Genomic DNA, 25764 nt, shown 5'->3' on the forward strand with positions numbered 1-25764 from the left:
GGTCGCTCCCTGCCATCCTTGGCATCGCGACATTAGTAAGTCCTGTTACGTCAGTAGAGGAAAAACGTAAATAGCAAAAGCCAATAGTTTGGCTTTGCCCGTTTTTTCACAGTGAGCTCTGCGAACTGTAAGCCAATTGCTAGACACCTATTATGGTCGATAAAGACGTTCATCCATGAACATCATCGCCATTAGAAAGCCCGCTCATTGAGCGGGCTTTTTTGCGTCTGGGATTTTAAAAAAGAGATACTGACCTACGTCAGTATGACTCGGTTATAGTTTGTCATTGCGGCGCAGGCCTCAGTCCCAGCCAGTCATTGTGGCGCAGGCCGCAATCTTGTATTCACGGGGTTGATAGACAGAGATACTGACCTTCGTCAGTATGACCAATAGATACCGACCTTCGTCGGTATGACTCAGCCTCAGCCAGTCATTGTGGCGCAGGCCTCAATCTTGTATTCATGGGGTTGATAGACAGAGATACTGACCTTCGTCGCTATGACTCAGTCTCTGCCAGTCATTGTGGCGTAGGCCGCAATCTCTTTTGAGTAACACAAAGTGGCTTTTTGTTAGGCCTTTTCAAACCAACATAGCCCAGTAATTTGGCTATTATTCAACGTCGCTATGTTCAACGATTCAAGGGGTGATAATCTATTTTAATGCTAATAAAGTTCCGATTTAAATTCTGTAGACTATAAATAAGTTTAAGTCTCTAGTTAAAGCAGTTAACATAAATTTAAAATAATAATAATTAATGATGTTATGCGCTTAAAAAAATTATCTCTTTTATTTCCATTTCTTTGTTTTAACGTTTTTGCGGCTGCTCCTAGTCATGAAATCGATTTCTATAATTTGAACTTTGAGTATATAGAAGGCAACGCGCTAGATGTTGATTTCGCGGCGGAGTATGGAACACTTTCAAATTTTACGCTTGACGAAAACGACGACGACAGCCAGACCATTTCTCTACAACCTAATTTATGGGTTCAAGCGTTATGGGATAAAAGCTTGCTTCAAGCAAAAGTGAATATTAACCATTTATCACTATTAGATATTGACGATAATGATCACACCAATATTAATGCGCTTGGTAAATACCAATATAAGATCACGTCTAATCAAAGTCTCTTTTTATCTGCCATGTATAGAAATGCCTATGAATACCCTGGTGAAGGTCTATCGCAAGGGGATATTGATAACATTACAGTAGGTGACGAAAAAAGTAATTACTTTGCTAATGCTGGTTTTCGTTATGGTAGTGATTCTTCAGTAGCTAGGGCTGAAATATTAGTGGGGCAACGTGGTTTTGAATACGAAACACGCCGAGATATTTCATCAATGCTTGATGTGAAGGCTCAATACATTCAAGGCCATTTTGACTATCTAGCATCAGGTAAGACATACTTGTCTGTGAAGAGTGAATATGAGCAACTTAGCTATGATCAGTCAGTAGGTGCTGATCGAGATAGCTTGGCATTGTTACTCGGTGCTAAATGGCGCCACTCTATTTTCTTTAAAATGGAAGCTTATGCGGGTGTTCAACAGCTATCTTTTGATAGCGATTTATTAGATGACGATAAAGTTACCCGTTGGGAATTAGATGCGTTGTGGAGCCCAACAGAATTTACAGAAATTAATGTTAATGCGCGACGAAGAGTTGTAGATGCAACACAAACCGAAGATAGGTTTCGTATAGTAGAAAATGTTTTGGCGACGTTAACTCATGATTTTACTGATCAATTTTCAGCAAATTTTTATGTAGGCTATACAGAAGAAGAGGCTATTTTTCCAACTTATTCACGCCTAGATGACTATCTATTAGCCGGAGCAAAAATAAGTTATAATGTAAATCATTTTTTCTCTATTTACATAAAAGATAACTTTTTGAGGCTGTCTTCAACAGAGGAAAATTTAGACTTTGATAAGAACCATATCGTATTAGGTATTAATGTTGCGATTTAACTTTTTAATCAGTGTATTTCTTCTATACTTTGTACTTATAGCACCAGTATTCGGGCAAAATTACGTATTAAGTGCCGGTGATACTGTTTTAATAGAAGTGTACGGTGAGCCGGATTTACGCACTAGAGCAAAAGTCGATAAATCTGGCATTATCTCTTTCCCGTTTCTTGATGACATTAAAATATCAGGAAAAACAACGGAAGAGATTGAATTGATCATTGATGATGGATTACGTGGCGATTATATAATTGATCCTCAGGTTTCTGTCTCGATTATTTCTTATCGGCCGTTTTTTATACATGGACAGGTAAATGTACCTGGGGGCTATCCATATCAGCCTGATTTAACATTAGATAAGGCACTTGCATTAGCGGGTGGTTTGACTAATCGCGCATCAAAATCTGATTGGAAGATCACCCGTAAGGTAAATGGTATAGCTATAGTTATCGACGCAGATATTGCAACGGAGATACTACCTGATGACATTGTTAAAATAGGGCAAAGCTTCTTTTGAATCATTTAGACCCACAACAGCCAGTGCAAATACAAGACGATGATGTTTCGTTAGCGGAAGTGCTACGACCGCTTTGGAATCGCCGTTGGGTTATCACTTTTTGTACGCTATTAATTACGTTAATGGTGGCTGTCTATGTGTCTTTATTAAAACCTACCTATCGCGCGTCTGCCATTTTATTGATTGGTACTAATAAACCTGCGAATACTTTGTCGATCAATAATGCATTTAATGAATCAAGCGCTTCTGCAGAGCAAATTCAAACTCAATTTGAGTTGTTAAAATCCAGAAAGTTTGCTGAACGTGTCATTGCCCGTTTGAACCTTACTGAAAATGAAGAGTTTTCAGGACAAAAATATAAGAAAGTCTTACCGTGGCAGAATGAGAAAGCACTAAAACAAAAACGCTCTATTGGTTCTGTTGTCAAGGCGTTTCAATCACGTTTAGCCATCTCACCGATGGCTAAAACTGAATTAGTAAAAATAAGCTTTTCAGCATACGATCCTGTATTGGCCATGAGAGTTGCCAACCAAGTAGGTGTTACCTACCTGCAATATCAAGATGAAATTCATACCGCATCTAAGGAATCAACATCTCAGTGGCTAGTTGATCAATTAGAAGAACTGGGTAAAAAATTAGAATCATCAGAGTTTGCGCTCCAGCAGTTTAGAGAAAATGAACAAATTGTTGATATTCATGGTGTCGTAGGTCTAGTGAGTTCAGAGCTAACGCAGTTAACGTCAGAAGCTATTCGGGCAGCAAGAAAAGAAGATGATTTAAAAGTTACTTACGACTACATTCAAAAGAATACTGGTAATCTCCAGCAACTTACTGAGTTACCGGAAGTAAGTAATGATGATTTGTATATTGGTTTGAAAGGCCAAGAAGAAATTGTTAATCGAAAGCATTCTGAGCTGTCTAAGCGTTATGGTCCTAAACATCCAAAAATGATCGCGATTAACGCTGAAATAAGCAGTTTAGAAGCGCGAATTATTGAACATACTGACAATGTTGTTTTAGCATTGACAAAAGATTATTTTTCTGCAAAGCAAAAGGCAACAGCCACGCAGGCTAGATTAGAAGCCGCAAAACAGGATTTCTTACGACTTAGCCGATTAGAGAATAAATTCTCGCAACTGCAACGTGAAGTTGATACCAATAAAGAGCTTTATAGTAATTATCTTATTCGACTAAAAGAAGCCGATGCGATGGGTAACTATAAAACCAATTTCTATGTCCGCTTTATTGATAAAGCTGTTGTGCCTAAGAGCCCGTTCAAGCCAAATAAAGTACTTGCGATTATTGTTGCTGTTGTACTGTCTGTGATCTTTATTTCAATTATTATCATTATGAGAGAATTATTGATTGATACCCTTAATTCCCGCCGTAAGTTAGATAATTTCCATGAAGCACCGGTCTTAGCTATTTTACCTAAATTTAAGCTGGATAAGAGTGCCCAAGAAAAGAATAAGTACTACCAAGATAATCGCTTTGTCGAAGCTGTACGTTCATTGCGCACCGCATTGTTATTTAGAAAAGAGAAAGCACCACCGAAAATTATTGCGATTACCTCATCAGTGCCTAACGAAGGTAAATCTACCGTCGCACTTGAATTAGCGCGTTCGTTTAGTGAAATGGAAAAAGTATTATTGATCGAAGGCGATATGCGTCATCCAACGATAGCAAAAAGTTTATGCTTAGATAGTAATCGACCTGGCTTATCTAATTTATTAGCTAAGACCCACGAAATAAATGAGTGTATTGTTCGTGATGATCATGTGAAGCTTGATATTCTAACTTCAGGTATAACGCCGAGTAACCCACTAGCATTTTTATCAATGAAACGATTTGGCATGTTGATCAAAGTATTCGGCAATTTTTATGATCGTATTATTATAGAAACGCCACCAGTCAATGCGGTGAGTGATGCCGTTATTATTTCACGTAATGTAGACAGTGTTATTTATATTGTTCATGGTGGAAAAACTAAGCGAGATGAAATATCTGCTGGATTACGCACGTTAAAACAAGTTAGTGCGCCAATTGATGGTGTAGTAATTAATAATAGTGAAAATATTGATACAACCAAATACCATAACAAGTATTATAACCACCCAGCAAATATCATTAAACTACCGGTTAGACGTCAAGCCTAACCAAGGCTATTGTTACATCGACAAACCATGAAATCACATTCTAATTATTCTCTCAAAACTGCTAATAGTTTTGCTGTAGAAAGTAAAACGCCACATATCTATTTTCCATCATCAGACGATGATCTCGTTGCTTTGTCTCAATTATTGAAAGACCAAACATACTATTTATTAGGTGATGGCAGTAATACTCTTTTTTGTGAAGAACTTGCTCCGGTTATAGTGGCTCCTCGCTTTTACGGGGTAGAAATACAAGAAACTGAATTAGGCTTTATTGTTGAAGCAGGTGGCAGTGAAAATTGGCACAATTTGGTGATTTCACTCATTGAACAAAACATCAAAGGTCTTGAGAACTTAGCTCTCATACCTGGCACTGTTGGCGCCGCACCGGTTCAAAATATTGGTGCTTATGGCAAAGATATTTCCATGTATTGCACAGGTGTCACTTGGTTTTCAATGTTGAATCAATGCGCAACACAGTTTAGTAATGAGCAATGCCAGTTTAGTTACCGTGACAGTCTTTTTAAACATGATGGTTATAATAAGGGCATTATTACCAAGGTATCATTTTTCTTTCCGAAAAAATGGCAAGCTCAAATAGAATATGGTGAATTACAAACGTTACCAACGAATGTCACCGCAAAACAGGTCATGGAAAAAGTCATTGAAGTGAGAAACCTCAAGCTACCTAATCCTGAAACACTACCCAATGCAGGTAGCTTCTTTAAAAACCCTGTTGTGAGTAATCAAACAGTAAGCAATCTACAACGCACTTTCCCTGATATGCCTGTATATCCAGTTGACGAGAGCAATAGCAAATTGGCTGCTGGCTGGTTAATTGACCAAGCGGGTTTAAAGGGATTTACACAATGTAGTGCTGCAGTTCATGATCGACAAGCACTAGTTATTGTGAATAAAGGTAATGCAACCGGTAGTGATATTATTCACTTGGCAAAATTTGTTCAGTCTGAAGTGCATAAAAAATTTGCTGTGTATATTGAGCCAGAAGTGCGCTTAGTTAGCTCACGTGGCGAACAACCTTTTAGTGCTATTGATGTGGCACCGTTATGTTAAGAGAGCAAATACTAAAAGTGCTGAGCCAAGGCCAGTTTATTTCTGGCGAGGAACTAGGGCAACAATTTGGTGTTACTCGTGCTGCTATAGCGAAACATGTTAAAGCTATTCAAGAAATGGGTGTAGATATCTATTCCGTCAGAGGTAAAGGATATAAATTATCTCAACCTCTAACACTTCTCGATAAGCAGGTTATTGAGCAGCATTTAAAAGCTAATGGCATGATTCACTCTGTTGACTGTCACGCCATTATCGACTCCACCAACAGCTTTTTAATGCGCAAGATCCCAAATAATGTGAAGCATGGTGACGTGTGTCTTTCCGAATATCAAAGTGATGGCCGTGGCCGTCGTGGTCGACAATGGGTGTCACCGTTTGGCAGTCATCTATACCTTTCAATGTATTGTGCACTTGAGCAAGGCCTCAATAGTGCGATGGGTTTGAGCGTAGCTGTTGCTTTGGCAATACATGATGCAGTAAGAGAAATAACAGGAATAGATGTTGAGCTTAAGTGGCCAAACGACATTTACTGGCAGGGCAAGAAGCTCGCCGGCATTTTAATTGAACTTGAAGGTCAACCGTTGGAGCCTAGTCATGCTGTTATTGGTATTGGTTTAAATATTAATATGCCAGAGCAAAGTGCCGAATTAATAGATCAACCTTGGAGTGCGATTAATCAGTTTTATCGTGGTGTTGATCGCAATTTAATGGCTGCTAAGCTGATTCAATGTCTTGATAACAGGATTGAAGAGCATAGCCAGAGAGGACTAACTGATATGCTTTCGCTATGGCAAAAATATGATTGTTTTATTAATCAACCAGTAAAAATAATATCTGCCCATAAAGAAACAACAGGTATTTGTCGTGGGATTGACAGCAATGGTGCACTGCAACTTGAAGTGAATGGTGTTGTACAAAGTATTTATGGTGGCGAAGTAAGCTTGAGAGGTAATGGATGACCTTATTGATTGATATAGGAAATACACGTCTCAAGTATGTTAGGCACACTGAAAATGGCTTTACCAAGAGTCAATCCATTAATAATGACGAGATTAACGTTGAGCAATTAGCGCTCCTTTTCTCAAATGAAATCGAAGTTATTGTGTCAAGCGTTGCCGACAATAAATTACTTGAGCTTATCGAACAGGTTGCCTACAAGCACCAAATAACGATTGTGCGAGCACAAACTCAGAAAGAAACCAATGGTGTTATTTGTGGTTATGACAATTATCAGCAAATGGGTGTTGATCGCTGGCTTGCGATTATAGGTGCACAGTGTTTGGTGCCTAATAAATACTTGATCGTGGTTGATGCCGGTACGGCAACGACAATCGATGTGATTGATAAAAATAAAAAGCATTTAGGTGGTTGGATTCTGCCTGGAGTTAAAACAATCCACGACGCTATTATTGAAAAAACAGCACAGGTTAGCTCAACATTTAAACCCGTTGAGGCAATAGCGTTTGGCCTAAATACTGCTGACAATGTCAATCAAGCAAGTTGGGCTGCAAGCATTGGCTTAATTGAACAAGCAATTCGCACGTTAGGAAGTAATCAAAGTTTAGCTTCAGATAAAATCAAATTGTCGATTGAAATAATATTTACTGGCGGTAACGGAGCCGAGCTCGCTAAGTTATATCGCCAACAATCAGGCTTACAAGTGATTGGTAAATATCAGGTCGTTGACAATTTAGTCTTCCACGGCCTTAACACATATCAAAAGTGTGCTACGAAATAATCCAAAACAGGTTAAAAAAGCAACAAAACATTAAAAAGCTAAACTTTTTTCTATTTACCTATTGCAAGGCCCTTAGCATTACACTAGAATTCGCTCCACTTAATGTAGTGCCGACTTAGCTCAGTTGGTAGAGCAACTGACTTGTAATCAGTAGGTCGCCAGTTCGACTCCGGCAGTCGGCACCATTAATACTACTTTTATATAAAGTATCGGAGGGGTTCCCGAGTGGCCAAAGGGATCAGACTGTAAATCTGACGGCTCCGCCTTCGGTGGTTCGAATCCACCTCCCTCCACCATTTTTTATTTGCAGAGATAGTCTGATAGCTTAGCGGGTGTCGTATACTGGCTATTACCTTAGCCTTCCAAGCTAATGAAGCGGGTTCGATTCCCGCCACCCGCTCCAATTTTGTGAATAATGTGCTGATATAGCTCAGTTGGTAGAGCGCACCCTTGGTAAGGGTGAGGTCGGCAGTTCGAATCTGCCTATTAGCACCATTTCGACAAACCTATCCTTCTATCTTTAACTAAACTTTTTAAACTAAACTTTAACTTAAGGTATTTAAAAGTGGCTAAAGAAAAATTTGAACGTTCGAAACCGCACGTAAACGTTGGTACTATCGGACACGTTGACCACGGTAAAACAACTTTAACAGCTGCTATCTCTGCAGTATTAACAAAGACTTTCGGTGGTGAAACTCGTGATTTCGCACAAATCGATAACGCTCCAGAAGAGCGTGAGCGTGGTATTACAATTAATACTTCTCACATCGAGTACGATACAGAAACACGTCACTACGCACACGTAGATTGTCCAGGTCACGCCGATTATGTTAAAAACATGATTACAGGTGCTGCACAAATGGACGGCGCAATCTTAGTAGTTGCTGCTACAGATGGTCCAATGCCACAAACACGTGAGCACATCTTATTATCACGTCAGGTTGGTGTACCTTACATCATCGTATTCATGAACAAATGTGACATGGTAGATGACGAAGAGTTATTAGAATTAGTAGAGATGGAAGTTCGTGAACTTCTTTCAGAATACGACTTCCCAGGTGATGATTTACCAATCATTGCTGGTTCAGCATTAGGCGCACTTAACGGTGAAGCACAATGGGAAGAGAAGATTTTAGAACTTGCTAACGAATTAGATACATACATTCCAGAGCCAGAGCGTGCAATCGACGGTGACTTCATTTTACCAATCGAAGACGTATTCTCAATCCAAGGTCGTGGTACTGTAGTAACTGGTCGTGTAGAGCGCGGTATCATCACAGTAGGTGACGATGTAGAAATCGTAGGTATCAAAGAGACTACAACGACTACATGTACTGGTGTAGAGATGTTCCGTAAGCTTCTTGACGAAGGTCGTGCAGGTGAGAACTGTGGTGTTTTATTACGTGGTACTAAGCGTGATGAAGTACAACGTGGCCAAGTATTATGTAAGCCAGGTTCAATCAACCCACATACTAAGTTCGAATCAGAAGTATACGTACTAACTAAAGATGAAGGTGGTCGTCATACACCATTCTTCAAAGGTTACCGTCCACAGTTCTACTTCCGTACAACTGACATCACAGGTGCTGTAGAGTTACCTGAAGGTGTAGAAATGGTAATGCCAGGCGACAACCTTAAGTTTGTTGTTGAGCTTATCAACCCAATCGCGATGGACGAAGGTTTACGCTTCGCAATCCGTGAAGGTGGCCGTACAGTAGGTGCTGGTGTTGTATCTAAAGTAATCGACTAACAAATAATTGCTCCTGCATTATTTGAATTTCCACCATCCATGGTGGTCATATCGAGCTTTAGTTCACATGAGAACTTAAAAAAGAGCGCTTCGGCGCTCTTTTTGTTTTTAGGGCTAAATGACTTCATCTCTGGTGTTTTATAAAAAGTGGGGCTGTCGTCACAGTATGTTTGTGTTTTAGATTTAACTCATGCGTTTAGTGAAAAACTCACTAACTTTCATTTTTCTTCCTTGTTGTTGCCTTATCGTTATAATGTCGACCAGTTCGTTAACATATTTGTTGAGCTGTAAAGTGCATGTATATGGATGTGAAACGTTTTACTTCGCTGGTTGTTCTGTCGTTAAGTGCCTTGCAGATTGCTGCAAGGAAAAATTAAATAGCAAGGACGGCATTACATTAGTGAAGTATAAAATGCAAAAAATCATTACCGTCATTTATTATTCAGACACCTCGCTTGAACTCGAAGCGCAGTGCCAAACCTTTGATATCAGCAAGAATGGTAGAGTGGTTATTCCTGATTCGTTTAAGCAAGGGAAATCGATCATCGCTGTTTGCGAAGGTAATATTAATACTCTAAATAAAATGGGTGATCGCGTTACGCCGTTTACTCATGCAAGTGTGAATGATTTTACTGCAATAAGCCTTTTACTATAATCAAAAACATAATTTTATTCTTCGGCTTAAATTCAACTTGAGTTAATGTTTTTAGCCAGTATAATACCGTCCTCACTTCTCGAGTTATTCTTAAATCCCAAACAAACAAGAACCACCCGACAAGTGTAAATAAATTTAGGGGTATAGTTCCAATTGGTAGAACAGCGGTCTCCAAAACCGACGGTTGGGAGTTCGAATCTCTCTACCCCTGCCAAATTTATCGTTTAGTGGCATTAGTGACTAAACTGAATAGCTAAAATTGCTAAATACGATTTACAGGTCAAATATATATGAATGCAAGTACGGAAAACCAAACTGGTAGTTCGCTCGACGTAATAAAGTGGGGAATTACTTTCCTAATTTTAGCGGGTGCTGTTTTTGGTAACTATTATTTTGGTAATGAGTCAGTATTATTACGTGCAGTCGGCGTAGTAGTAGCGGTTGCCGTTGCAGCATTTATTGCAGCACAAACGGAAAAAGGCCGTACCTTTATTGGATTTGCTAAAGAATCAAGAACTGAAGTTCGTAAGGTTGTTTGGCCTACACGCCAAGAAGCTATTCAAACAACAGGTATTGTTCTTGTTGCTACATTAGTAATGGCATTGATCTTATGGGGCCTTGATTCAATACTTATGTGGTTAGTTGGTTTAATTACTGGGGTGTCGGTGTAATCATGACTGAAGAAAAATCTTTCACAGAAGAAACTACTGGTCCAAAGCTACGTTGGTACGTTGTACAAGCGTTTTCTGGTTATGAAGCACGTGTTCAGAAAACATTGCTTGAACATATTCAAATCCACAGCTTAGAAGATAAGTTTGGTCAAGTACTTGTACCTACTGAAGAAGTAGTAGAAATGCGTGCTGGTCAAAAGCGTAAAAGTGCACGTAAATTCTTCCCTGGCTACGTGCTAGTTGAAATGGCGATGGATGAAGAAGCTTGGCATTTAGTGAAAAGCGTGCCACGTGTTCTTGGTTTTATTGGTGGTACTTCAGATCGTCCAGCACCTATTACACAACGTGAAGCTGACCGTATCTTACAGCGTTTAGAAGATTCAACTGACAAGCCTAAACCTAAAACACTGTTCGAAGTGGGTGAAGTTATCCGTGTTATTGACGGACCATTTGCTGACTTTAACGGTGTTGTTGAAGAACTTGATTATGAGAAAAACCGCATCAAAGTATCGGTCCTTATTTTCGGTCGTTCTACGCCAGTTGACCTAGAATTCTCACAAGTTGAAAAAGGATAATTTTACTTTTTTGTTAAAATAGAACAGAAACTAAAATTATTACTTGAAACGGTAGTGTTGATTATTTTATAATCCGCTACCGTTTTTATTTGGGGCACCGAAAAGTCTTCAAATAAACGGAATTTTCAATCTAACGGGGAGCTAACACTTACTTACATAAGTTGGTGTCGTGTTCATAAGAACTAGCGTTATTACCCAAACATAGGAATCTTTAAAGATGGCTAAAAAAGTCCAAGCTTTAATCAAGCTACAAGTAGCTGCTGGTGCAGCTAATCCGTCACCACCAGTTGGTCCTGCATTAGGTCAACACGGTGTGAACATCATGGAATTCTGTAAAGCGTTTAACGCAAAAACAGACGCTTTAGATAAAGGCGCTCCAGTACCAGTAGTAATTACTGTATACAATGATCGTTCTTTCACGTTCGAAACTAAGACTCCACCTGCTTCTTACTTACTTAAGAAAGCTGCTGGCATCAAGTCAGGTTCAGGTCGTCCTAACACTGAGAAAGTTGGTACTGTTACACGTGCTCAACTTGAAGAAATCGTTAAGATGAAAGAACCAGATTTAACAGCAGGCGACATCGACGCTGGTGTTAACACTATCGCGGGCTCTGCTCGTTCAATGGGCTTAGTGGTAGAGGGTTAATCGAATGGCTAAATTATCAAAGCGCGCTCGTCTAGTTCGTGAAAAAGTAGACGTATTAAAAGATTATGAAATCAACGAAGCAATCTCTCTTTTAAAAGAATTGGCAACTGCTAAATTCCGTGAAAGTGTAGATGTTGCAATCAACTTAGGTATCGATGCTCGTAAATCAGACCAAAACGTTCGTGGTGCAACTGTACTACCTAACGGTACTGGTCGTGACGTTCGCGTTGCTGTTTTCACTCAAGGTGCAAACGCAGAAAAAGCGAAAGAAGCTGGTGCTGACGTAGTTGGTATGGATGACTTAGCTGAACAAGTTAAAGCTGGTCAAATGGACTTCGACGTTGTTATTGCTACTCCAGATGCAATGCGTGTTGTAGGTCAGTTAGGTCAAATCTTAGGCCCACGTGGTTTAATGCCTAACCCGAAAGTTGGTACTGTAACTCCTGACGTAGTAACTGCTGTTAACAACGCAAAAGCTGGTCAGATTCGTTACCGTAACGACAAGAACGGTATCATCCATACTACAATCGGTAAGGTTGATTTCGAAGACGCTAAGTTACAAGAGAACTTAGAAGCATTATTGGAAGCGCTTAAGAAAGCAAAACCAGCTAATGCTAAAGGTCAATACATTAAGAAGATTTCTGTATCAACGACTATGGGTGCTGGTGTAACCGTAGATCAAGGTACTTTAAATCTTTAAGACCTTTACAGGGGTGAATTATTAAACTATAATTTCGCCCCTTATTTTTGGTAGGAACTGTTTATAAACTCGTTTTTTAAACAGTCCCGTCAAAGACCGTAGGTGGGTTGTTTCTGTAACACCCCTTAATTTTCCTACGTAGATGGTGATTACCCAGATATTTCCTTAGGATTTCTGGCTCTCGCCGTAATGGCCGTAAGCAGTTTTGTTTACGGAGTTGTAATTACCGGATTTTTTCCGGTTGAACCAGGAGTTAAAGCCAATGGCTATCAATCTTGATGACAAAAAAGCAATTGTTGCTGAAGTTCAAGAAGCTGCCAATGGCGCTCAGTCAGCTGTAATCGCGGATTCTCGCGGTATTACAGTTGAAGCAATTACTGTTTTACGTAAACAGGCACGTGAAAATGGCGTATGGATGAAAGTTGTCCGTAACACATTAGCACGTCGTGCTTTACAAGGTACTGACTTTGAATGTGTTGCTGAAACACTAGTTGGTCCTTCATTAATTGCATTTTCAAACGAGCATCCAGGTGCAGCAGCGCGTTTATTCACAGACTTCGCTAAAACGAACGAAGACTTTGAATTAAAAGCAGCAGCATTTGAAGGTAACGCAGTAGACGTAAACATGTTAGCTAAGCTACCAACTTACGACGAAGCAATTGCACGTTTAATGAGCGCTATGAAAGAAGCATCTGCAGGCAAGCTTGCCCGTACGATTGCAGCAATTCGCGATCAGAAAGAGCAAGAAGCTGCATAATAGTTGTTATCCTCTTGTATATAAGAGACCAACTCGCACTTTTTGTATTTTATAGTTATTTCAAACAACCCACTAATTGGTTGTTTATCAAAAACAGGAAATTGAATAATGTCTATTTCTAAAGACGATATCCTAAATGCTATTGCTGAAATGTCAGTAATGGACGTAGTTGAATTAATCGAAGCAATGGAAGAGAAGTTCGGCGTATCTGCTGCAGCTGCTGTTGCTGTTGCTGGCGGTGACGCTGGTGCTGCTGCTGAAGAGCAAACTGAGTTTGACGTAGTATTAGCTAGCTTCGGTGAGAAGAAAGTTGCTGTAATCAAAGCAGTACGTGGCGCAACTGGTCTTGGCTTAAAAGAAGCTAAAGAATTAGTTGAAGCTGCACCAAAAGCTCTTAAGGAAGGCGTTTCTAAAGAAGAAGCTGAAGCTCTTAAGAAAGATCTTGAAGAAGCTGGTGCTTCTGTTGAGATCAAATAATCTGTATATCAACAGATTAGCTGCCTAACAGGCAATGGCTGGTGATTTTTTATCACCGGCCTTTTTGCGCTAAATAAAGTGGTTTTTTTTTACACGAAAACAGTGCATTATAAAAAGTTTAGACGTACTGCCAAGTTGATTGCATATTCCTAAGTATGTAATCAACTTGGCATTTGATGTCACAGCAATAGGCTGTCTGCACCCAGACAGATTCGGTATAACCAGCTAGCTGAGGAACCCCATGGTTTACTCTTACTCTGAAAAGAAACGAATTAGAAAGGACTTTGGTAAAAGTGCACAAGTAATGGATTATCCATTCTTGTTGTCCATCCAACTCGAATCTTTCCGAAAGTTCATTGATATTGATCCTACAGGCGAAACCGGCCTTGAAGCCGCGTTCCGTTCAATTTTTCCAATTAAAAGTTATTCAGGTAGTTCTGAATTACAATACGTAAGTTACCGTTTAGGTGAGCCGTTATTTGACGTTAAAGAATGTCAAATTCGTGGCGTAACCTACTCTGCTCCTTTACGTGTGAAATTACGTATGGTGCTTTATGATAAAGACGCACCAGCAGGCACAGTTAAAGATATCAAAGAGCAAGAAGTATATATGGGTGAAATCCCATTAATGACAGAGAACGGAACGTTCGTTATTAATGGTACAGAGCGTGTTATTGTTTCACAATTGCACCGTTCACCAGGCGTATTCTTTGATCACGATAAAGGTAAAACACACTCTTCTGGTAAAGTTTTATATAACGCACGCGTTATTCCTTACCGTGGTTCTTGGTTAGATTTTGAGTTTGACCCTAAAGATAACTTATTTGTACGAATTGATCGTCGTCGTAAATTACCTGCTTCAATTATCTTACGTGCGCTAGATTATTCTACGGAAGAAATCTTAGACATGTTCTATGACACAACTGCCTTTACTATTAAAGGTGAGAAGATGATCATGGAACTTATCCCTGAGCGTCTGCGTGGTGAAACAGCAACTTTCGATATTAAGTTACCTAACGGTGATGTGTTGGTAGAGCAAGGTCGTCGTATCACTGCTCGTCATATTCGTACGTTATCGAAAGAAAAGATTACCGAATTAGAAGTACCAGCTGATTACATCGTAGGCAAAGTATTATCAAAAGCTTACGTTGATGAATCTACTGGTGAAGTAATTGCTGAAGCAAATGCTGAAATTACATTAGAATTATTAGCTGAATTAAGCCAAGCTGGCCACAAAGTGTTAGACACACTATACATGAACGAATTCGATGTTGGTTCATACATGTCTGATACGGTCCGCGTAGATACAACAAGTAATCGCTTAGAGGCATTAGTGGAAATCTACCGCATGATGCGCCCTGGCGAGCCACCGACAAAAGATGCTGCTGAAGCATTATTTGCGAACTTGTTCTTCTCATTAGAGCGTTACGACCTATCAACTGTTGGTCGTATGAAGTTCAACCGTCGTGTTGGTATGGCTGATGATATCGGTGAAGGTACGTTATCAAACGATGACATCATCGCCGTAATGAAAACATTAATTGCGATTCGTGATGGTAAAGGTGAAACGGATGATATCGATCATTTAGGTAACCGTCGTATTCGTTCAGTTGGTGAAATGGCTGAAAACCAATTCCGTGTTGGTTTAGTTCGTGTAGAACGTGCTGTTCGTGAACGTTTGTCACTTGGTGACCTAGACGCAGTAATGCCACAAGACTTAATTAACGCTAAACCAATTTCGGCAGCCGTTAAAGAGTTCTTTGGTTCATCGCAACTTTCACAGTTCATGGATCAAAACAACCCGTTATCTGAAGTTACGCATAAACGTCGTATCTCTGCATTAGGCCCAGGTGGTTTAACGCGTGAACGCGCAGGCTTCGAAGTACGTGACGTTCACCCAACTCACTACGGTCGTGTTTGTCCAATCGAAACGCCGGAAGGTCCAAACATCGGTCTAATTAACTCATTATCTTGTTACGCACGTACCAATGATTACGGTTTCTTAGAAACTCCATACCGCAAGATCGTTGATGGTGTAGTAACTGATGAAGTTGATTACCTATCTGCAATTGAAGAAGGTAACTTTGTTGTTGCACAGGCAAACGCTGAAGTTGATGAAAATGGTAAGTTAGTAGATGGCTTGGTTCCTTGTCGTCACAAAAACGAATTTACATTAATGTCGGCTGAACAAGTTCAGTATATGGATGTATCTCCACAGCAAATCGTTTCTGTGGCAGCTTCATTAATTCCATTCCTAGAGCATGATGATGCTAACCGTGCCTTAATGGGTGCGAACATGCAACGTCAAGCTGTGCCAACATTAAAGGCTGATAAGCCGCTTGTTGGTACTGGTATGGAACGCGTTATTGCTGTTGATTCTGGTGTAACAGAAGTAGCAAAACGTGGTGGCGTAGTTGATTACGTTGATGCATCACGTATCGTTGTGCGCGTTAACGAAGATGAAATGGTGCCAGGCGAAGCCGGTATCGACATCTACAACCTAACTAAATACACACGTTCTAACCAAAACACTTGTATTAACCAGCGTCCACAGTGTCGTGTTGGTGATCCAGTTGTTCGTGGTGATGTATTAGCGGATGGTCCATCTACAGATATGGGTGATTTGGCACTTGGTCAAAACATGCGTATCGCATTCATGCCTTGGAATGGTTACAACTTCGAGGATTCGATGTTGATTTCTGAGCGTGTAGCGCAAGAAGACCGTTTCACTACGATTCATATCCAAGAATTATCATGTATCGCACGTGATACTAAATTAGGTGCAGAAGAAATTACTTCTGATATCCCTAATGTTGGTGAGTCTGCATTAAGCAAGCTAGATGAGTCTGGTGTTGTATACATCGGTGCAGAAGTTAAAGGTGGTGACATCTTAGTAGGTAAAGTAACGCCTAAAGGTGAAACACAGTTAACACCTGAAGAAAAACTTTTACGTGCTATCTTCGGTGAAAAAGCAGCTGATGTTAAAGACAGCTCTTTACGTGTACCAAACTCAGTTTCAGGTACGATCATCGATGTTCAAATCTTCACTCGTGATGGCGTTGAGAAAGACCAACGTGCATTAGAAATTGAAGAAATGCAATTAAGTGAAGTTAAGAAAGATTTAGGTGACGAGTTCTCTATCTTAGAAGACGGCATTTATGCTCGTGCTAAGAAGTTGTTGTTATCTGCTGGCTTAAATGAGTCAGATCTTAACTCAATGTCACGTGATAAGTGGTTACAGCAAAACTTATCTGATGAAGCGCAACAAGCTGACTTAGAGCAAATTGCTGAACAATACGATGCTATCAAAGAAGAGTTCGACAAGAAGTTCGAAACTAAGCGTCGCAAGATCACTCAAGGTGATGATTTAGCACCTGGCGTTTTAAAAATTGTTAAAGTTTACTTAGCAGTTAAACGTCGCATCCAGCCTGGTGATAAAATGGCTGGTCGTCACGGTAACAAAGGTGTTATCTCTAACGTTGTACCTGTTGAAGATATGCCTTACGACCAAAACGGTGTGCCGGTAGATATCGTGCTTAACCCGTTAGGTGTACCATCGCGTATGAACATCGGTCAGATTTTAGAAACTCACTTAGGTATGGCGGCACGCGGTATCGGTGAAAAGATTGACCGCATGATCAAAGCACAACAAGAAACAGCTAAGTTACGTAGCTTCTTAAAAGAAGTTTATGACTTAGGTGAGTCTCGTCAAGAAGTTGATATTGATAGCTTCTCTGATGACGAAATTCATCGTTTAGCACAAAACTTGCGTGCAGGTCTTCCAATCGCTACACCAGTATTTGATGGTGCAAGTGAGCGTGAAATTAAAGACTTATTCAAACTTGCTGATATGCCAGAAAGTGGTCAGTTCATCTTAACTGATGGTCGTACTGGTCGTGAATTTGAACGTCCTGTAACTGTGGGTTACATGTACATGCTGAAACTGAATCACTTAGTTGATGACAAGATGCATGCTCGTTCAACTGGTTCGTACTCACTAGTTACTCAGCAACCACTAGGTGGTAAAGCTCAGTTTGGTGGTCAGCGTTTTGGTGAGATGGAAGTATGGGCACTAGAAGCATACGGTGCTGCTTACACCTTACAAGAAATGCTTACGGTTAAGTCTGATGACGTGAACGGTCGTACTAAGATGTATAAGAACTTAGTCGATGGTGATCACCGTATGGAACCTGGTATGCCTGAGTCATTCAACGTATTACTTAAAGAAATTCGTTCTTTAGGTATTAACATTGAATTAGACCAGGAATAACGGTCAACGAGATAAAGCTGACGTTACAAACTAAGTAACAAATGTCAGTACATGGAGAGGGCGGCGAGCTGCCCTCTTATCAAGGTTAACTCCGACAGGAGATAGAGTGTGAAAGATTTACTTAAGTTTCTTAAGCAACAAAATCAAACAGAAGAATTCGATGGTATTCGCATCGGACTAGCTTCACCTGATCAGATTCGTTCATGGTCATTTGGTGAAGTTAAGAAACCAGAGACTATTAACTACCGTACGTTTAAGCCAGAGCGTGACGGTTTATTCTGTGCACGTATTTTCGGCCCAGTAAAAGACTACGAATGTCTATGTGGTAAATACAAGCGCTTAAAGCACCGTGGTGTAATTTGTGAAAAATGTGGTGTTGAAGTAACACTAACTAAAGTACGTCGTGAGCGTATGGGTCACATTGAATTAGCAAGCCCAGTTGCACACATTTGGTTTTTAAAATCATTGCCATCACGTATTGGTCTTTTATTAGACATGACATTACGCGATATTGAGCGTGTTTTATATTTTGAATCTTATGTTGTTACCGAACCAGGTATGACAACGTTAGAAAAAGGTCAAATCCTTACTGAAGAAGAATACTTAGACTCATTAGAAGAACACGGTGACGAGTTCGACGCTAAAATGGGTGCTGAAGCGGTTCTTGCTTTATTAGAGCAAATCGACCTTGAAGGTGACATTGCGCAAATGCGTGAAGAGTTACCTGAAATTGGTAGTGAAACAAAGCGTAAGAAGATCACAAAACGCTTAAAATTAATGGAAGCATTCGCTCAATCTGGCAACAAGCCAGAGTGGATGATCATGTCTGTATTACCAATTCTTCCACCAGATTTACGTCCATTAGTACCTCTTGATGGTGGTCGTTTTGCGACATCTGACTTAAACGATTTATACCGTCGTGTTATTAACCGTAACAACCGTTTGAAGCGTCTTTTAGATTTAGTAGCACCAGATATCATCGTACGTAACGAAAAGCGTATGTTGCAAGAGTCTGTAGATGCGTTATTAGATAATGGTCGTCGTGGTAGAGCTATTACTGGCTCAAACAAACGTCCTCTTAAATCATTAGCAGATATGATTAAAGGTAAGCAAGGTCGTTTCCGTCAAAACTTACTTGGTAAGCGTGTAGATTACTCAGGTCGTTCTGTAATCACAGTAGGTCCTACATTACGTTTACATCAGTGTGGTCTCCCTAAGAAGATGGCACTAGAGTTATTCAAGCCATTTATCTACGGTAAATTAGAAGCGCGTGGTTTAGCGACGACCATTAAAGCAGCTAAGAAACTAGTAGAACGTGAAGGCGCAGAAGTATGGGATGTATTAGACGAAGTAATTCGTGAACATCCAGTAATGCTTAACCGTGCACCTACACTACATAGACTTGGTATCCAAGCATTTGAACCTGTACTTATTGAAGGTAAAGCGATTCACCTTCACCCATTAGTTTGTGCGGCATATAACGCCGACTTCGATGGTGACCAAATGGCGGTACACGTTCCATTAACAATCGAAGCTCAGTTAGAAGCTCGTGCGTTAATGATGTCGACAAACAACGTACTTTCTCCAGCAAACGGTGACCCAATCATCGTTCCATCACAGGATGTTGTATTAGGTCTTTACTACTTAACACGTGAACGTGTTAATGGTTTAGGTGAAGGCATGGTATTCGCTGACACGAAAGAAGCTGAAAAAGCATACCGTACTGGTGTTGCTGAATTACACGCTCGCGTGAAAATTCGCATTACCGAGCACGTAAAAAATCAAGAGGGTGAGTTAATCGCTCAAACTTCATTACGTGATACTACAGTTGGTCGTGCAATTTTATGGCAAGTATGTCCTAAAGGTTTACCGTACGAGTTAATTGATCAGCCTTTAGGTAAAAAGCCTATTTCACGATTAATCAACCATGCATACCGTAACTTAGGTCTTAAAGATACCGTTATCTTTGCTGACCACATCATGTACACAGGTTTCCATTACGCGATGATCGCGGGTGCATCTGTTGGTATCGATGACATGGTAATCCCAGATGCTAAGTACACAATCATTGACGCAGCCGAAGAAGAAGTTACTGAAATTCAGGAACAATTCGACCAAGGTTTAGTGACTGCTGGTGAGAAATACAACAAAGTAATCGATATTTGGTCATCTGCTAACGAAAAAGTTTCGAAAGCGATGATGGACAACTTATCGAAAGAGCAAGTTGAAAACCGTGATGGTGAGATGGAAGAGCAAGACTCATTCAACTCAATCTTCATGATGGCTGACTCGGGCGCTCGTGGTAGTGCTGCACAGATTCGTCAGCTAGCTGGTATGCGTGGTCTAATGGCTAAACCAGATGGTTCAATCATCGAAACACCAATTACCGCTAACTTCCGTGAAGGTTTGAACGTATTACAGTACTTCATCTCTACTCACGGTGCGCGTAAAGGTCTTGCCGATACCGCTCTTAAAACAGCTAACTCTGGTTACTTAACACGTCGTCTAGTTGATGTTGCACAAGATTTAGTGGTTACAGAACATGACTGTGGCACTGAAGATGGTCTATTAATGACACCACTCATTGAAGGTGGTGATGTTGTTGAACCATTACGCGAACGTGTATTAGGTCGTGTAGTTGCTGAAGATGTATTAATTCCAGGTACTGAAGAAGTATTACTACCGCGTAATACGTTAATTGATGAAGCACTTTGTGATGTTATTGAAGACAATTCAGTAGACCAAATTAAAGTACGCTCTATCATTACTTGTGAAACTGACTTTGGTATTTGTGCTCACTGTTACGGTCGTGACCTAGCACGTGGTCATATCATCAACCAAGGTGAAGCAATCGGTGTTGTAGCTGCTCAATCAATCGGTGAGCCAGGTACACAGCTTACGATGCGTACGTTCCATATCGGTGGTGCAGCATCAAGAGCATCAGCTGAAAACTCAGTACAAGTGAAAAACACGGGTACATTGAAGTTACAAAACGCTAAGTTTGTTATTAACTCTGAAGGCCATGCAGTAATTACTTCACGTTCATCTGAACTTACAGTAATTGATGAGTTAGGTCGTGAGAAAGAACGTTATAAAGTACCTTACGGTTCTGTATTAGCGAAGAATGACGGTGAAGCAATTGACGCTGGTGAAATCGTAGCAAACTGGGATCCGCATACGCATCCAATCATCACTGAGGTAGCTGGTAAGATCAAATTTGTTGACCTTATCGACCAAGTTACCATGACTCGTGAAACTGATGATTTAACTGGTTTATCAAGCATTGTAATTACAGATGCAGCACAACGTAGCTCTGCGGGTAAAGAAATGCGCCCAATGGTTAAGCTAGTTGACGCTAAAGGTAATGACGTAATGATTGCTGGTACAGAAATTCCAGCACAGTACTTCTTACCTGGTAACGCGATTGTTAACCTAGAAGATGGTGCTGAAGTAAACATTGGTGATGCGTTAGCACGTATTCCTCAAGAATCGTCGAAAACACGTGATATTACCGGTGGTCTTCCACGCGTTGCTGATTTATTTGAAGCACGTAAGCCTAAAGAGCCTGCAATTCTTGCTGAGAAAACAGGTATTATCGGTTTCGGTAAAGAAACTAAAGGTAAGCGTCGTTTATTAATTACACAGCCAAGCGGTGAAGTATACGAAGAGATGATTCCTAAGTGGCGTCAACTTAACGTGTTCGAAGGTGAGTCAGTGCTTAAAGGTGAAGTTATTGCCGATGGTCCTGAGTCTCCGCATGACATTTTACGTTTACGTGGTGTTGCTGCAGTTGCTAATTACATTGTTAACGAAGTACAAGATGTATACCGTTTACAAGGTGTAAAAATTAACGATAAGCACATCGAAGTAATCGTACGTCAAATGATTCGCAAGTGTGAGATTTTAGACGGTGGTGATTCAGAATTCCTTAAAGGTGAAGTTGCTGAAGTTGCTAACGTAAATATCGCTAACCGTGAATTAGAAGCGGCAGGTAAGAAGCCAGCTGAATATGAAATGTTAATGATGGGTATTACTAAAGCATCACTAGCAACTGAATCATTTATTTCAGCAGCATCATTCCAAGAAACGACACGTGTACTTACAGAAGCAGCAGTAGCTGGTAAGAAAGATAGCTTACGTGGCTTGAAAGAAAACGTAATTGTTGGTCGATTAATCCCAGCAGGTACGGGTTACTCTTACCATCAAGAGCGTGCTCGTAAGCGCAATGAAGCATTAGCTCCAGAAGAAGTAACTGTTTCACAAGATGAAGCAGCGCAAGCACTAACCGATGCATTAAATGCAGACGGTTTAGGCGATGCTGATTAAGTGTTAACTTATTGACAAAAATCCCTGCTAACGAAAGTTGGTGGGGATTTTTTTTATCTAAGGGCTAATGATTCGATCGAATCAAACGGAAAGAGATCGGAAACGATCCTTTTCAACGCTTTATCTGCGTTTTAACTTGACAGTTTAAAGCTTGACCATTAGAATTCCGCGACCTTGTATTCTACGCTTGTTAGCATTGATTATAAGGTTTGATTTTACACACGTTTATTAGCGGGAATAAAAAGCACTTAAGTGCTTTATTAATCCCATGTTTTAATTTAATCAGGAGCTATAATGGCAACTATTAACCAATTGGTACGTAAACCACGTGTCAAGAAAGTTGCGAAGTCTAACGTTCCAGCGTTAGAAGCTTGTCCGCAACGCCGTGGTGTATGTACTCGTGTATATACTACTACACCTAAAAAACCTAACTCAGCACTACGTAAAGTAGCACGTGTTCGTTTAACTAACGGATTCGAAGTTACATCTTACATTGGTGGTGAAGGTCACAACTTACAAGAGCATAGCGTTATCTTAATCCGTGGTGGTCGTGTTAAAGACTTACCGGGTGTTCGCTATCACACCGTTCGTGGTGCACTTGACTGTTCAGGTGTTAACGATCGTAGACAAGGCCGTTCGAAATACGGTGCTAAGCGCCCTAAATCTTAACGGTTTCCGTGAAGTAAGGCCAAATTAATTAATTTTAACAATTTTGGGTAACCCCTGAATTAAACGGAGAAATAAGATGCCTAGAAGACGCGTCGTAGGACAACGTAAAATATTACCAGATCCTAAGTTCCAAAATGAACTATTAGCAAAATTCATCAACATCCTTATGGTTGATGGCAAGAAATCTACTGCAGAAAAAATTGTATACGGTGCACTAGATATTTTAACTGAGAAAAACAACGATAAAACTCACTTAGAGCTTTTCGAAGTTGCGTTAGAGAACATTCGTCCAGCAGTTGAGGTTAAATCTCGTCGTGTTGGTGGTTCTACTTACCAAGTTCCAGTTGAAGTACGTCCAGTACGTCGTAATGCACTAGCCATGCGTTGGTTAGTTGAAGCAGCTCGTAAACGTGGTGAAAAATCAATGGCTCAGCGCCTAGCTAACGAAATGTTAGATGCGTCTGACAACAAAGGCTCAGCGGTTAAGAAACGTGAAGACGTTCACCGTATGGCTGAAGCGAACAAAGCGTTCGCACATTACCGTTGGTAATATAATAGTGAAGCGTAGCTGCCTTTGGCGGCTACGCTTTTCTTTTGTAATGAAACCGTAATAGTTTAACTTGAGAATATCTCTTTTGTTGAGTGTTTTGACGTTAGGTTATTTAACCTCATAGATAGTAAAAGGAAAAATTAGTGGCTCGTACAACACCTATTGAGCGTTACCGTAACATTGGTATTTGTGCTCATGTAGATGCAGGTAAAACGACAACAACAGAGCGTGTTTTATTTTATACCGGTCTTTCTCACAAAATTGGTGAAGTACATGATGGTGCTGCCACGATGGACTGGATGGAGCAAGAGCAAGAGCGCGGTATTACAATTACGTCTGCAGCTACAACTTGTTTTTGGAAGGGTATGAATGCCCAGTTTGACGACCACCGTATTAATATTATCGACACACCTGGCCACGTAGACTTTACCATTGAAGTAGAGCGTTCATTACGTGTGTTAGATGGGGCTGTACTGGTACTTTGTGCCTCAAGTGGTGTACAACCGCAGACAGAGACCGTTTGGCGACAAATGGAGAAGTATGAGGTTCCACGTCTTGTTTTTGTTAATAAGATGGACAGAACAGGTGCAAGCTTTTTAAATGTTGTTGATCAACTTAAAGAGCGATTAGGCGCAAACGCGGTACCTATTCATCTAGCCATAGGCGCTGAAGAAGAATTTACCGGTGTTATCGATCTGATTAAAATGAAAGCGATCAACTGGAATGAAGGCGATCAAGGGATGACCTTTGAATACCAAGATATTCCAGCAGATATGCAAGACGAAGCAGAAGAGTGGCGTGATAATTTATTATCAGAAGCTGCAGAAGCTAACGACGAATTAATGGAAAAGTACCTTGAAGAAGGTGACTTAACTGAAGAAGAAGTCAAAGCTGGTCTTCGTGCTCGCACTTTAGCAAATGAAATAATTTTATGTACTTGTGGTAGTGCTTTTAAAAATAAAGGCGTACAAGCAGTACTTGATAGCGTGGTTGAATATTTACCATCGCCCATAGATGTCCCTGCAATTACAGGCATCAGCAACGACAAAAAAGAAACAGAAGTTACGCGTGAAGCAGATGATAAAGCACCATTTTCGGCTTTAGCATTTAAAATTGCGACTGACCCATTTGTAGGTACGCTAACTTTCTTCCGTGTTTATTCTGGCGTTGTGAAAACCGGAGATATGGTTTTTAACCCGATTAAAGGGAAAAAAGAGCGCTTAGGTCGTATTGTGCAAATGCACGCAAATGATCGTGAAGAAATTAGTGAAGTACATGCGGGCGATATAGCCGCAGCAATTGGTTTAAAGGATGTCACAACTGGTGAAACCTTATGTGACCCACAAAATGTAATTACGTTAGATAAAATGGAATTTCCTGAACCGGTAATCTCAGTAGCAGTAGAGCCTAAGACGCAAGTTGATCAAGAAAAGTTGACCAATGCACTGACGAAATTAGCGGCAGAAGATCCTTCATTTAGAGTGATTACCGATGAAGAAACAGGCCAAACGATTATTTCAGGTATGGGTGAGCTTCACCTAGACATTATTACTGATCGTATGATGCGTGAATTTAAAGTGGATTGTAATGTTGGTAATCCACAGGTAACTTACCGCGAAGCAATAACTCAGCGTGCTGAAGTAGAAGGTAAGTTTGAGCGTCAAATGGGCACTAAGGGGCAATATGGCCATGTTTGTTTGACAATTGAACCTGCTGGCGAAGGTGAAGGGTTCATTTTCGTCAATGATATTATTGGCAGCGGTGATGTTCCTAAAGAATATTTCCCGGCAATAGAAAAAGGCTTTCAAGAGCAGATGGATTCAGGCGTACTCGCTTCATATCCAATGCTTGACGTTAAAGTAACGTTAACGGGTGGTTCATTCCACGAATCTGACTCGAATGAAATTGCTTTTAAAGTTGCTGCTTCAATGGGTTTCAAAAATGGTGTAATGGCGGCAGCTCCGGTATTACTTGAACCAATGATGAAAGTTGAAGTAACAACACCAGAAGAAAACATGGGTGATGTTGTAGGTGACTTAAACCGTCGCCGAGGCATGATCGATGGTATGGACGAAGGTCCAGGGAACACGAAGTTAGTGAATGCTATGGTACCACTTTCTGAAATGTTTGGTTACGCTACGGAGCTACGTAGTGCAACTCAAGGTCGTGCATCATACTCAATGGAGTTTTCACAATACAGTGAAGCACCGAAAAATGTTGCAACCACTATTATTGAATCTCGTGGCGGTTCTTACTTTTAAGCACTGTACGGTAGTA

19 protein-coding genes and 5 tRNA genes are annotated in these 25764 nt (G+C 40.4%); all 24 read left to right on the top strand.

Going from position 1 to position 25764, the window contains the following annotated elements; translation table 11 throughout:
* Positions 1 to 762 precede the first annotated feature (762 nt).
* The 24 genes from QQK02_RS12290 to fusA all read left to right on the top strand — a co-directional run bounded on the left by QQK02_RS12290 (position 763) and on the right by fusA (position 25748).
* Positions 763 to 1962 carry an outer membrane beta-barrel protein gene (locus QQK02_RS12290; protein ID WP_284208351.1) on the top strand — a complete coding sequence of 400 codons (1200 nt, stop codon included), beginning with the start codon at positions 763 to 765 and terminating at the stop codon, positions 1960 to 1962.
* Positions 1949 to 2476, top strand: coding sequence for a polysaccharide biosynthesis/export family protein (locus tag QQK02_RS12295; RefSeq protein WP_284208352.1), 528 nt, complete (start codon positions 1949 to 1951; stop codon positions 2474 to 2476). The genes QQK02_RS12290 and QQK02_RS12295 overlap by 14 nt, the downstream gene beginning before the upstream one ends.
* Positions 2473 to 4632 (top strand): GumC family protein, encoded by a 2160-nt coding sequence (locus QQK02_RS12300; protein WP_284208353.1) that lies wholly within the window; start codon positions 2473 to 2475, stop codon positions 4630 to 4632. The genes QQK02_RS12295 and QQK02_RS12300 overlap by 4 nt, the downstream gene beginning before the upstream one ends.
* A gap of 27 nt (positions 4633 to 4659) precedes the next feature.
* Positions 4660 to 5703, top strand: a complete 1044-nt coding sequence (gene murB, locus QQK02_RS12305) for a UDP-N-acetylmuramate dehydrogenase (protein ID WP_284208354.1) — start codon at positions 4660 to 4662, stop codon at positions 5701 to 5703.
* Complete coding sequence (gene birA, locus QQK02_RS12310) at positions 5697 to 6662, top strand: bifunctional biotin--[acetyl-CoA-carboxylase] ligase/biotin operon repressor BirA (RefSeq protein WP_284208355.1); 966 nt, start codon at positions 5697 to 5699, stop codon at positions 6660 to 6662. The genes murB and birA overlap by 7 nt, the downstream gene beginning before the upstream one ends.
* Positions 6659 to 7441 carry a type III pantothenate kinase gene (locus QQK02_RS12315; protein ID WP_284208356.1) on the top strand — a complete coding sequence of 261 codons (783 nt, stop codon included), beginning with the start codon at positions 6659 to 6661 and terminating at the stop codon, positions 7439 to 7441. Before birA ends, QQK02_RS12315 begins: the two co-directional genes overlap by 4 nt.
* A 109-nt stretch (positions 7442 to 7550) precedes the next feature.
* Positions 7551 to 7626, top strand: a tRNA-Thr gene (locus QQK02_RS12320).
* Between the two features lie 26 nt (positions 7627 to 7652).
* Positions 7653 to 7737 (top strand) — tRNA-Tyr (locus QQK02_RS12325).
* 32 nt (positions 7738 to 7769) lie between these two features.
* Positions 7770 to 7844, top strand: a tRNA-Gly gene (locus QQK02_RS12330).
* Between the two features lie 16 nt (positions 7845 to 7860).
* Positions 7861 to 7936: transfer RNA gene (locus QQK02_RS12335), tRNA-Thr, on the top strand.
* A gap of 70 nt (positions 7937 to 8006) precedes the next feature.
* Positions 8007 to 9191, top strand: coding sequence for an elongation factor Tu (tuf, locus tag QQK02_RS12340; protein WP_284208357.1), 1185 nt, complete (start codon positions 8007 to 8009; stop codon positions 9189 to 9191).
* 412 nt (positions 9192 to 9603) lie between these two features.
* Entirely contained in the window at positions 9604 to 9846 is a 243-nt protein-coding gene (locus QQK02_RS12345; RefSeq protein WP_284208358.1) for a TIGR02922 family protein, read from the top strand.
* A gap of 137 nt (positions 9847 to 9983) precedes the next feature.
* Positions 9984 to 10060, top strand: a tRNA-Trp gene (locus QQK02_RS12350).
* A gap of 76 nt (positions 10061 to 10136) precedes the next feature.
* A complete protein-coding gene (secE, locus tag QQK02_RS12355; protein ID WP_284208359.1) occupies positions 10137 to 10517 on the top strand; it encodes a preprotein translocase subunit SecE in 381 nt (126 codons plus the stop codon).
* 2 nt (positions 10518 to 10519) lie between these two features.
* Complete coding sequence (gene nusG, locus QQK02_RS12360; protein WP_284208361.1) at positions 10520 to 11092, top strand: transcription termination/antitermination protein NusG; 573 nt, start codon at positions 10520 to 10522, stop codon at positions 11090 to 11092.
* Between the two features lie 217 nt (positions 11093 to 11309).
* Complete coding sequence (gene rplK / locus QQK02_RS12365; RefSeq protein ID WP_284208362.1) at positions 11310 to 11738, top strand: 50S ribosomal protein L11; 429 nt, start codon at positions 11310 to 11312, stop codon at positions 11736 to 11738.
* 4 nt (positions 11739 to 11742) lie between these two features.
* Entirely contained in the window at positions 11743 to 12438 is a 696-nt protein-coding gene (gene rplA, locus QQK02_RS12370; protein ID WP_284208363.1) for a 50S ribosomal protein L1, read from the top strand.
* Between the two features lie 262 nt (positions 12439 to 12700).
* Complete coding sequence (gene rplJ, locus QQK02_RS12375; protein WP_284208364.1) at positions 12701 to 13195, top strand: 50S ribosomal protein L10; 495 nt, start codon at positions 12701 to 12703, stop codon at positions 13193 to 13195.
* Positions 13196 to 13303: 108 nt separating this feature from the next.
* Entirely contained in the window at positions 13304 to 13672 is a 369-nt protein-coding gene (gene rplL, locus QQK02_RS12380; protein ID WP_284208365.1) for a 50S ribosomal protein L7/L12, read from the top strand.
* Between the two features lie 241 nt (positions 13673 to 13913).
* A complete protein-coding gene (gene rpoB / locus QQK02_RS12385; protein ID WP_284208366.1) occupies positions 13914 to 17942 on the top strand; it encodes a DNA-directed RNA polymerase subunit beta in 4029 nt (1342 codons plus the stop codon).
* A 108-nt stretch (positions 17943 to 18050) separates the two neighbouring features.
* On the top strand, positions 18051 to 22268 hold the full coding sequence (gene rpoC / locus QQK02_RS12390; RefSeq protein WP_284208367.1) for a DNA-directed RNA polymerase subunit beta': 4218 nt from the start codon (positions 18051 to 18053) through the stop codon (positions 22266 to 22268).
* Between the two features lie 294 nt (positions 22269 to 22562).
* Positions 22563 to 22937: a 30S ribosomal protein S12 gene (rpsL, locus tag QQK02_RS12395; protein ID WP_193022467.1), complete on the top strand. Its 375-nt coding sequence runs from the start codon at positions 22563 to 22565 to the stop codon at positions 22935 to 22937.
* A 76-nt stretch (positions 22938 to 23013) separates the two neighbouring features.
* Positions 23014 to 23487 carry a 30S ribosomal protein S7 gene (gene rpsG / locus QQK02_RS12400; protein WP_284208368.1) on the top strand — a complete coding sequence of 158 codons (474 nt, stop codon included), beginning with the start codon at positions 23014 to 23016 and terminating at the stop codon, positions 23485 to 23487.
* A gap of 143 nt (positions 23488 to 23630) precedes the next feature.
* Entirely contained in the window at positions 23631 to 25748 is a 2118-nt protein-coding gene (fusA, locus tag QQK02_RS12405) for an elongation factor G (protein ID WP_284208369.1), read from the top strand.
* Positions 25749 to 25764 lie beyond the last annotated feature (16 nt).

Origin of the sequence: Thalassotalea eurytherma, assembly GCF_030161415.1 — a bacterium.
Classification (GTDB): domain Bacteria; phylum Pseudomonadota; class Gammaproteobacteria; order Enterobacterales; family Alteromonadaceae; genus Thalassotalea_G; species Thalassotalea_G eurytherma.

Bases quoted from the DNA above. Each gene is read 5' to 3' on its own strand.
- QQK02_RS12290 (WP_284208351.1), top strand. From the start codon at position 763: ATGCGCTTAAAAAAATTATCTCTTTTATTTCCATTTCTTTGTTTTAAC.
- QQK02_RS12295 (WP_284208352.1), top strand. From the start codon at position 1,949: ATGTTGCGATTTAACTTTTTAATCAGTGTATTTCTTCTATACTTTGTA.
- murB (WP_284208354.1), top strand. From the start codon at position 4,660: ATGAAATCACATTCTAATTATTCTCTCAAAACTGCTAATAGTTTTGCT.
- birA (WP_284208355.1), top strand. From the start codon at position 5,697: ATGTTAAGAGAGCAAATACTAAAAGTGCTGAGCCAAGGCCAGTTTATT.
- QQK02_RS12315 (WP_284208356.1), top strand. From the start codon at position 6,659: ATGACCTTATTGATTGATATAGGAAATACACGTCTCAAGTATGTTAGG.
- QQK02_RS12345 (WP_284208358.1), top strand. From the start codon at position 9,604: ATGCAAAAAATCATTACCGTCATTTATTATTCAGACACCTCGCTTGAA.
- secE (WP_284208359.1), top strand. From the start codon at position 10,137: ATGAATGCAAGTACGGAAAACCAAACTGGTAGTTCGCTCGACGTAATA.
- nusG (WP_284208361.1), top strand. From the start codon at position 10,520: ATGACTGAAGAAAAATCTTTCACAGAAGAAACTACTGGTCCAAAGCTA.
- rplK (WP_284208362.1), top strand. From the start codon at position 11,310: ATGGCTAAAAAAGTCCAAGCTTTAATCAAGCTACAAGTAGCTGCTGGT.
- rplA (WP_284208363.1), top strand. From the start codon at position 11,743: ATGGCTAAATTATCAAAGCGCGCTCGTCTAGTTCGTGAAAAAGTAGAC.
- rplJ (WP_284208364.1), top strand. From the start codon at position 12,701: ATGGCTATCAATCTTGATGACAAAAAAGCAATTGTTGCTGAAGTTCAA.
- rplL (WP_284208365.1), top strand. From the start codon at position 13,304: ATGTCTATTTCTAAAGACGATATCCTAAATGCTATTGCTGAAATGTCA.
- rpoB (WP_284208366.1), top strand. From the start codon at position 13,914: ATGGTTTACTCTTACTCTGAAAAGAAACGAATTAGAAAGGACTTTGGT.
- rpsL (WP_193022467.1), top strand. From the start codon at position 22,563: ATGGCAACTATTAACCAATTGGTACGTAAACCACGTGTCAAGAAAGTT.
- rpsG (WP_284208368.1), top strand. From the start codon at position 23,014: ATGCCTAGAAGACGCGTCGTAGGACAACGTAAAATATTACCAGATCCT.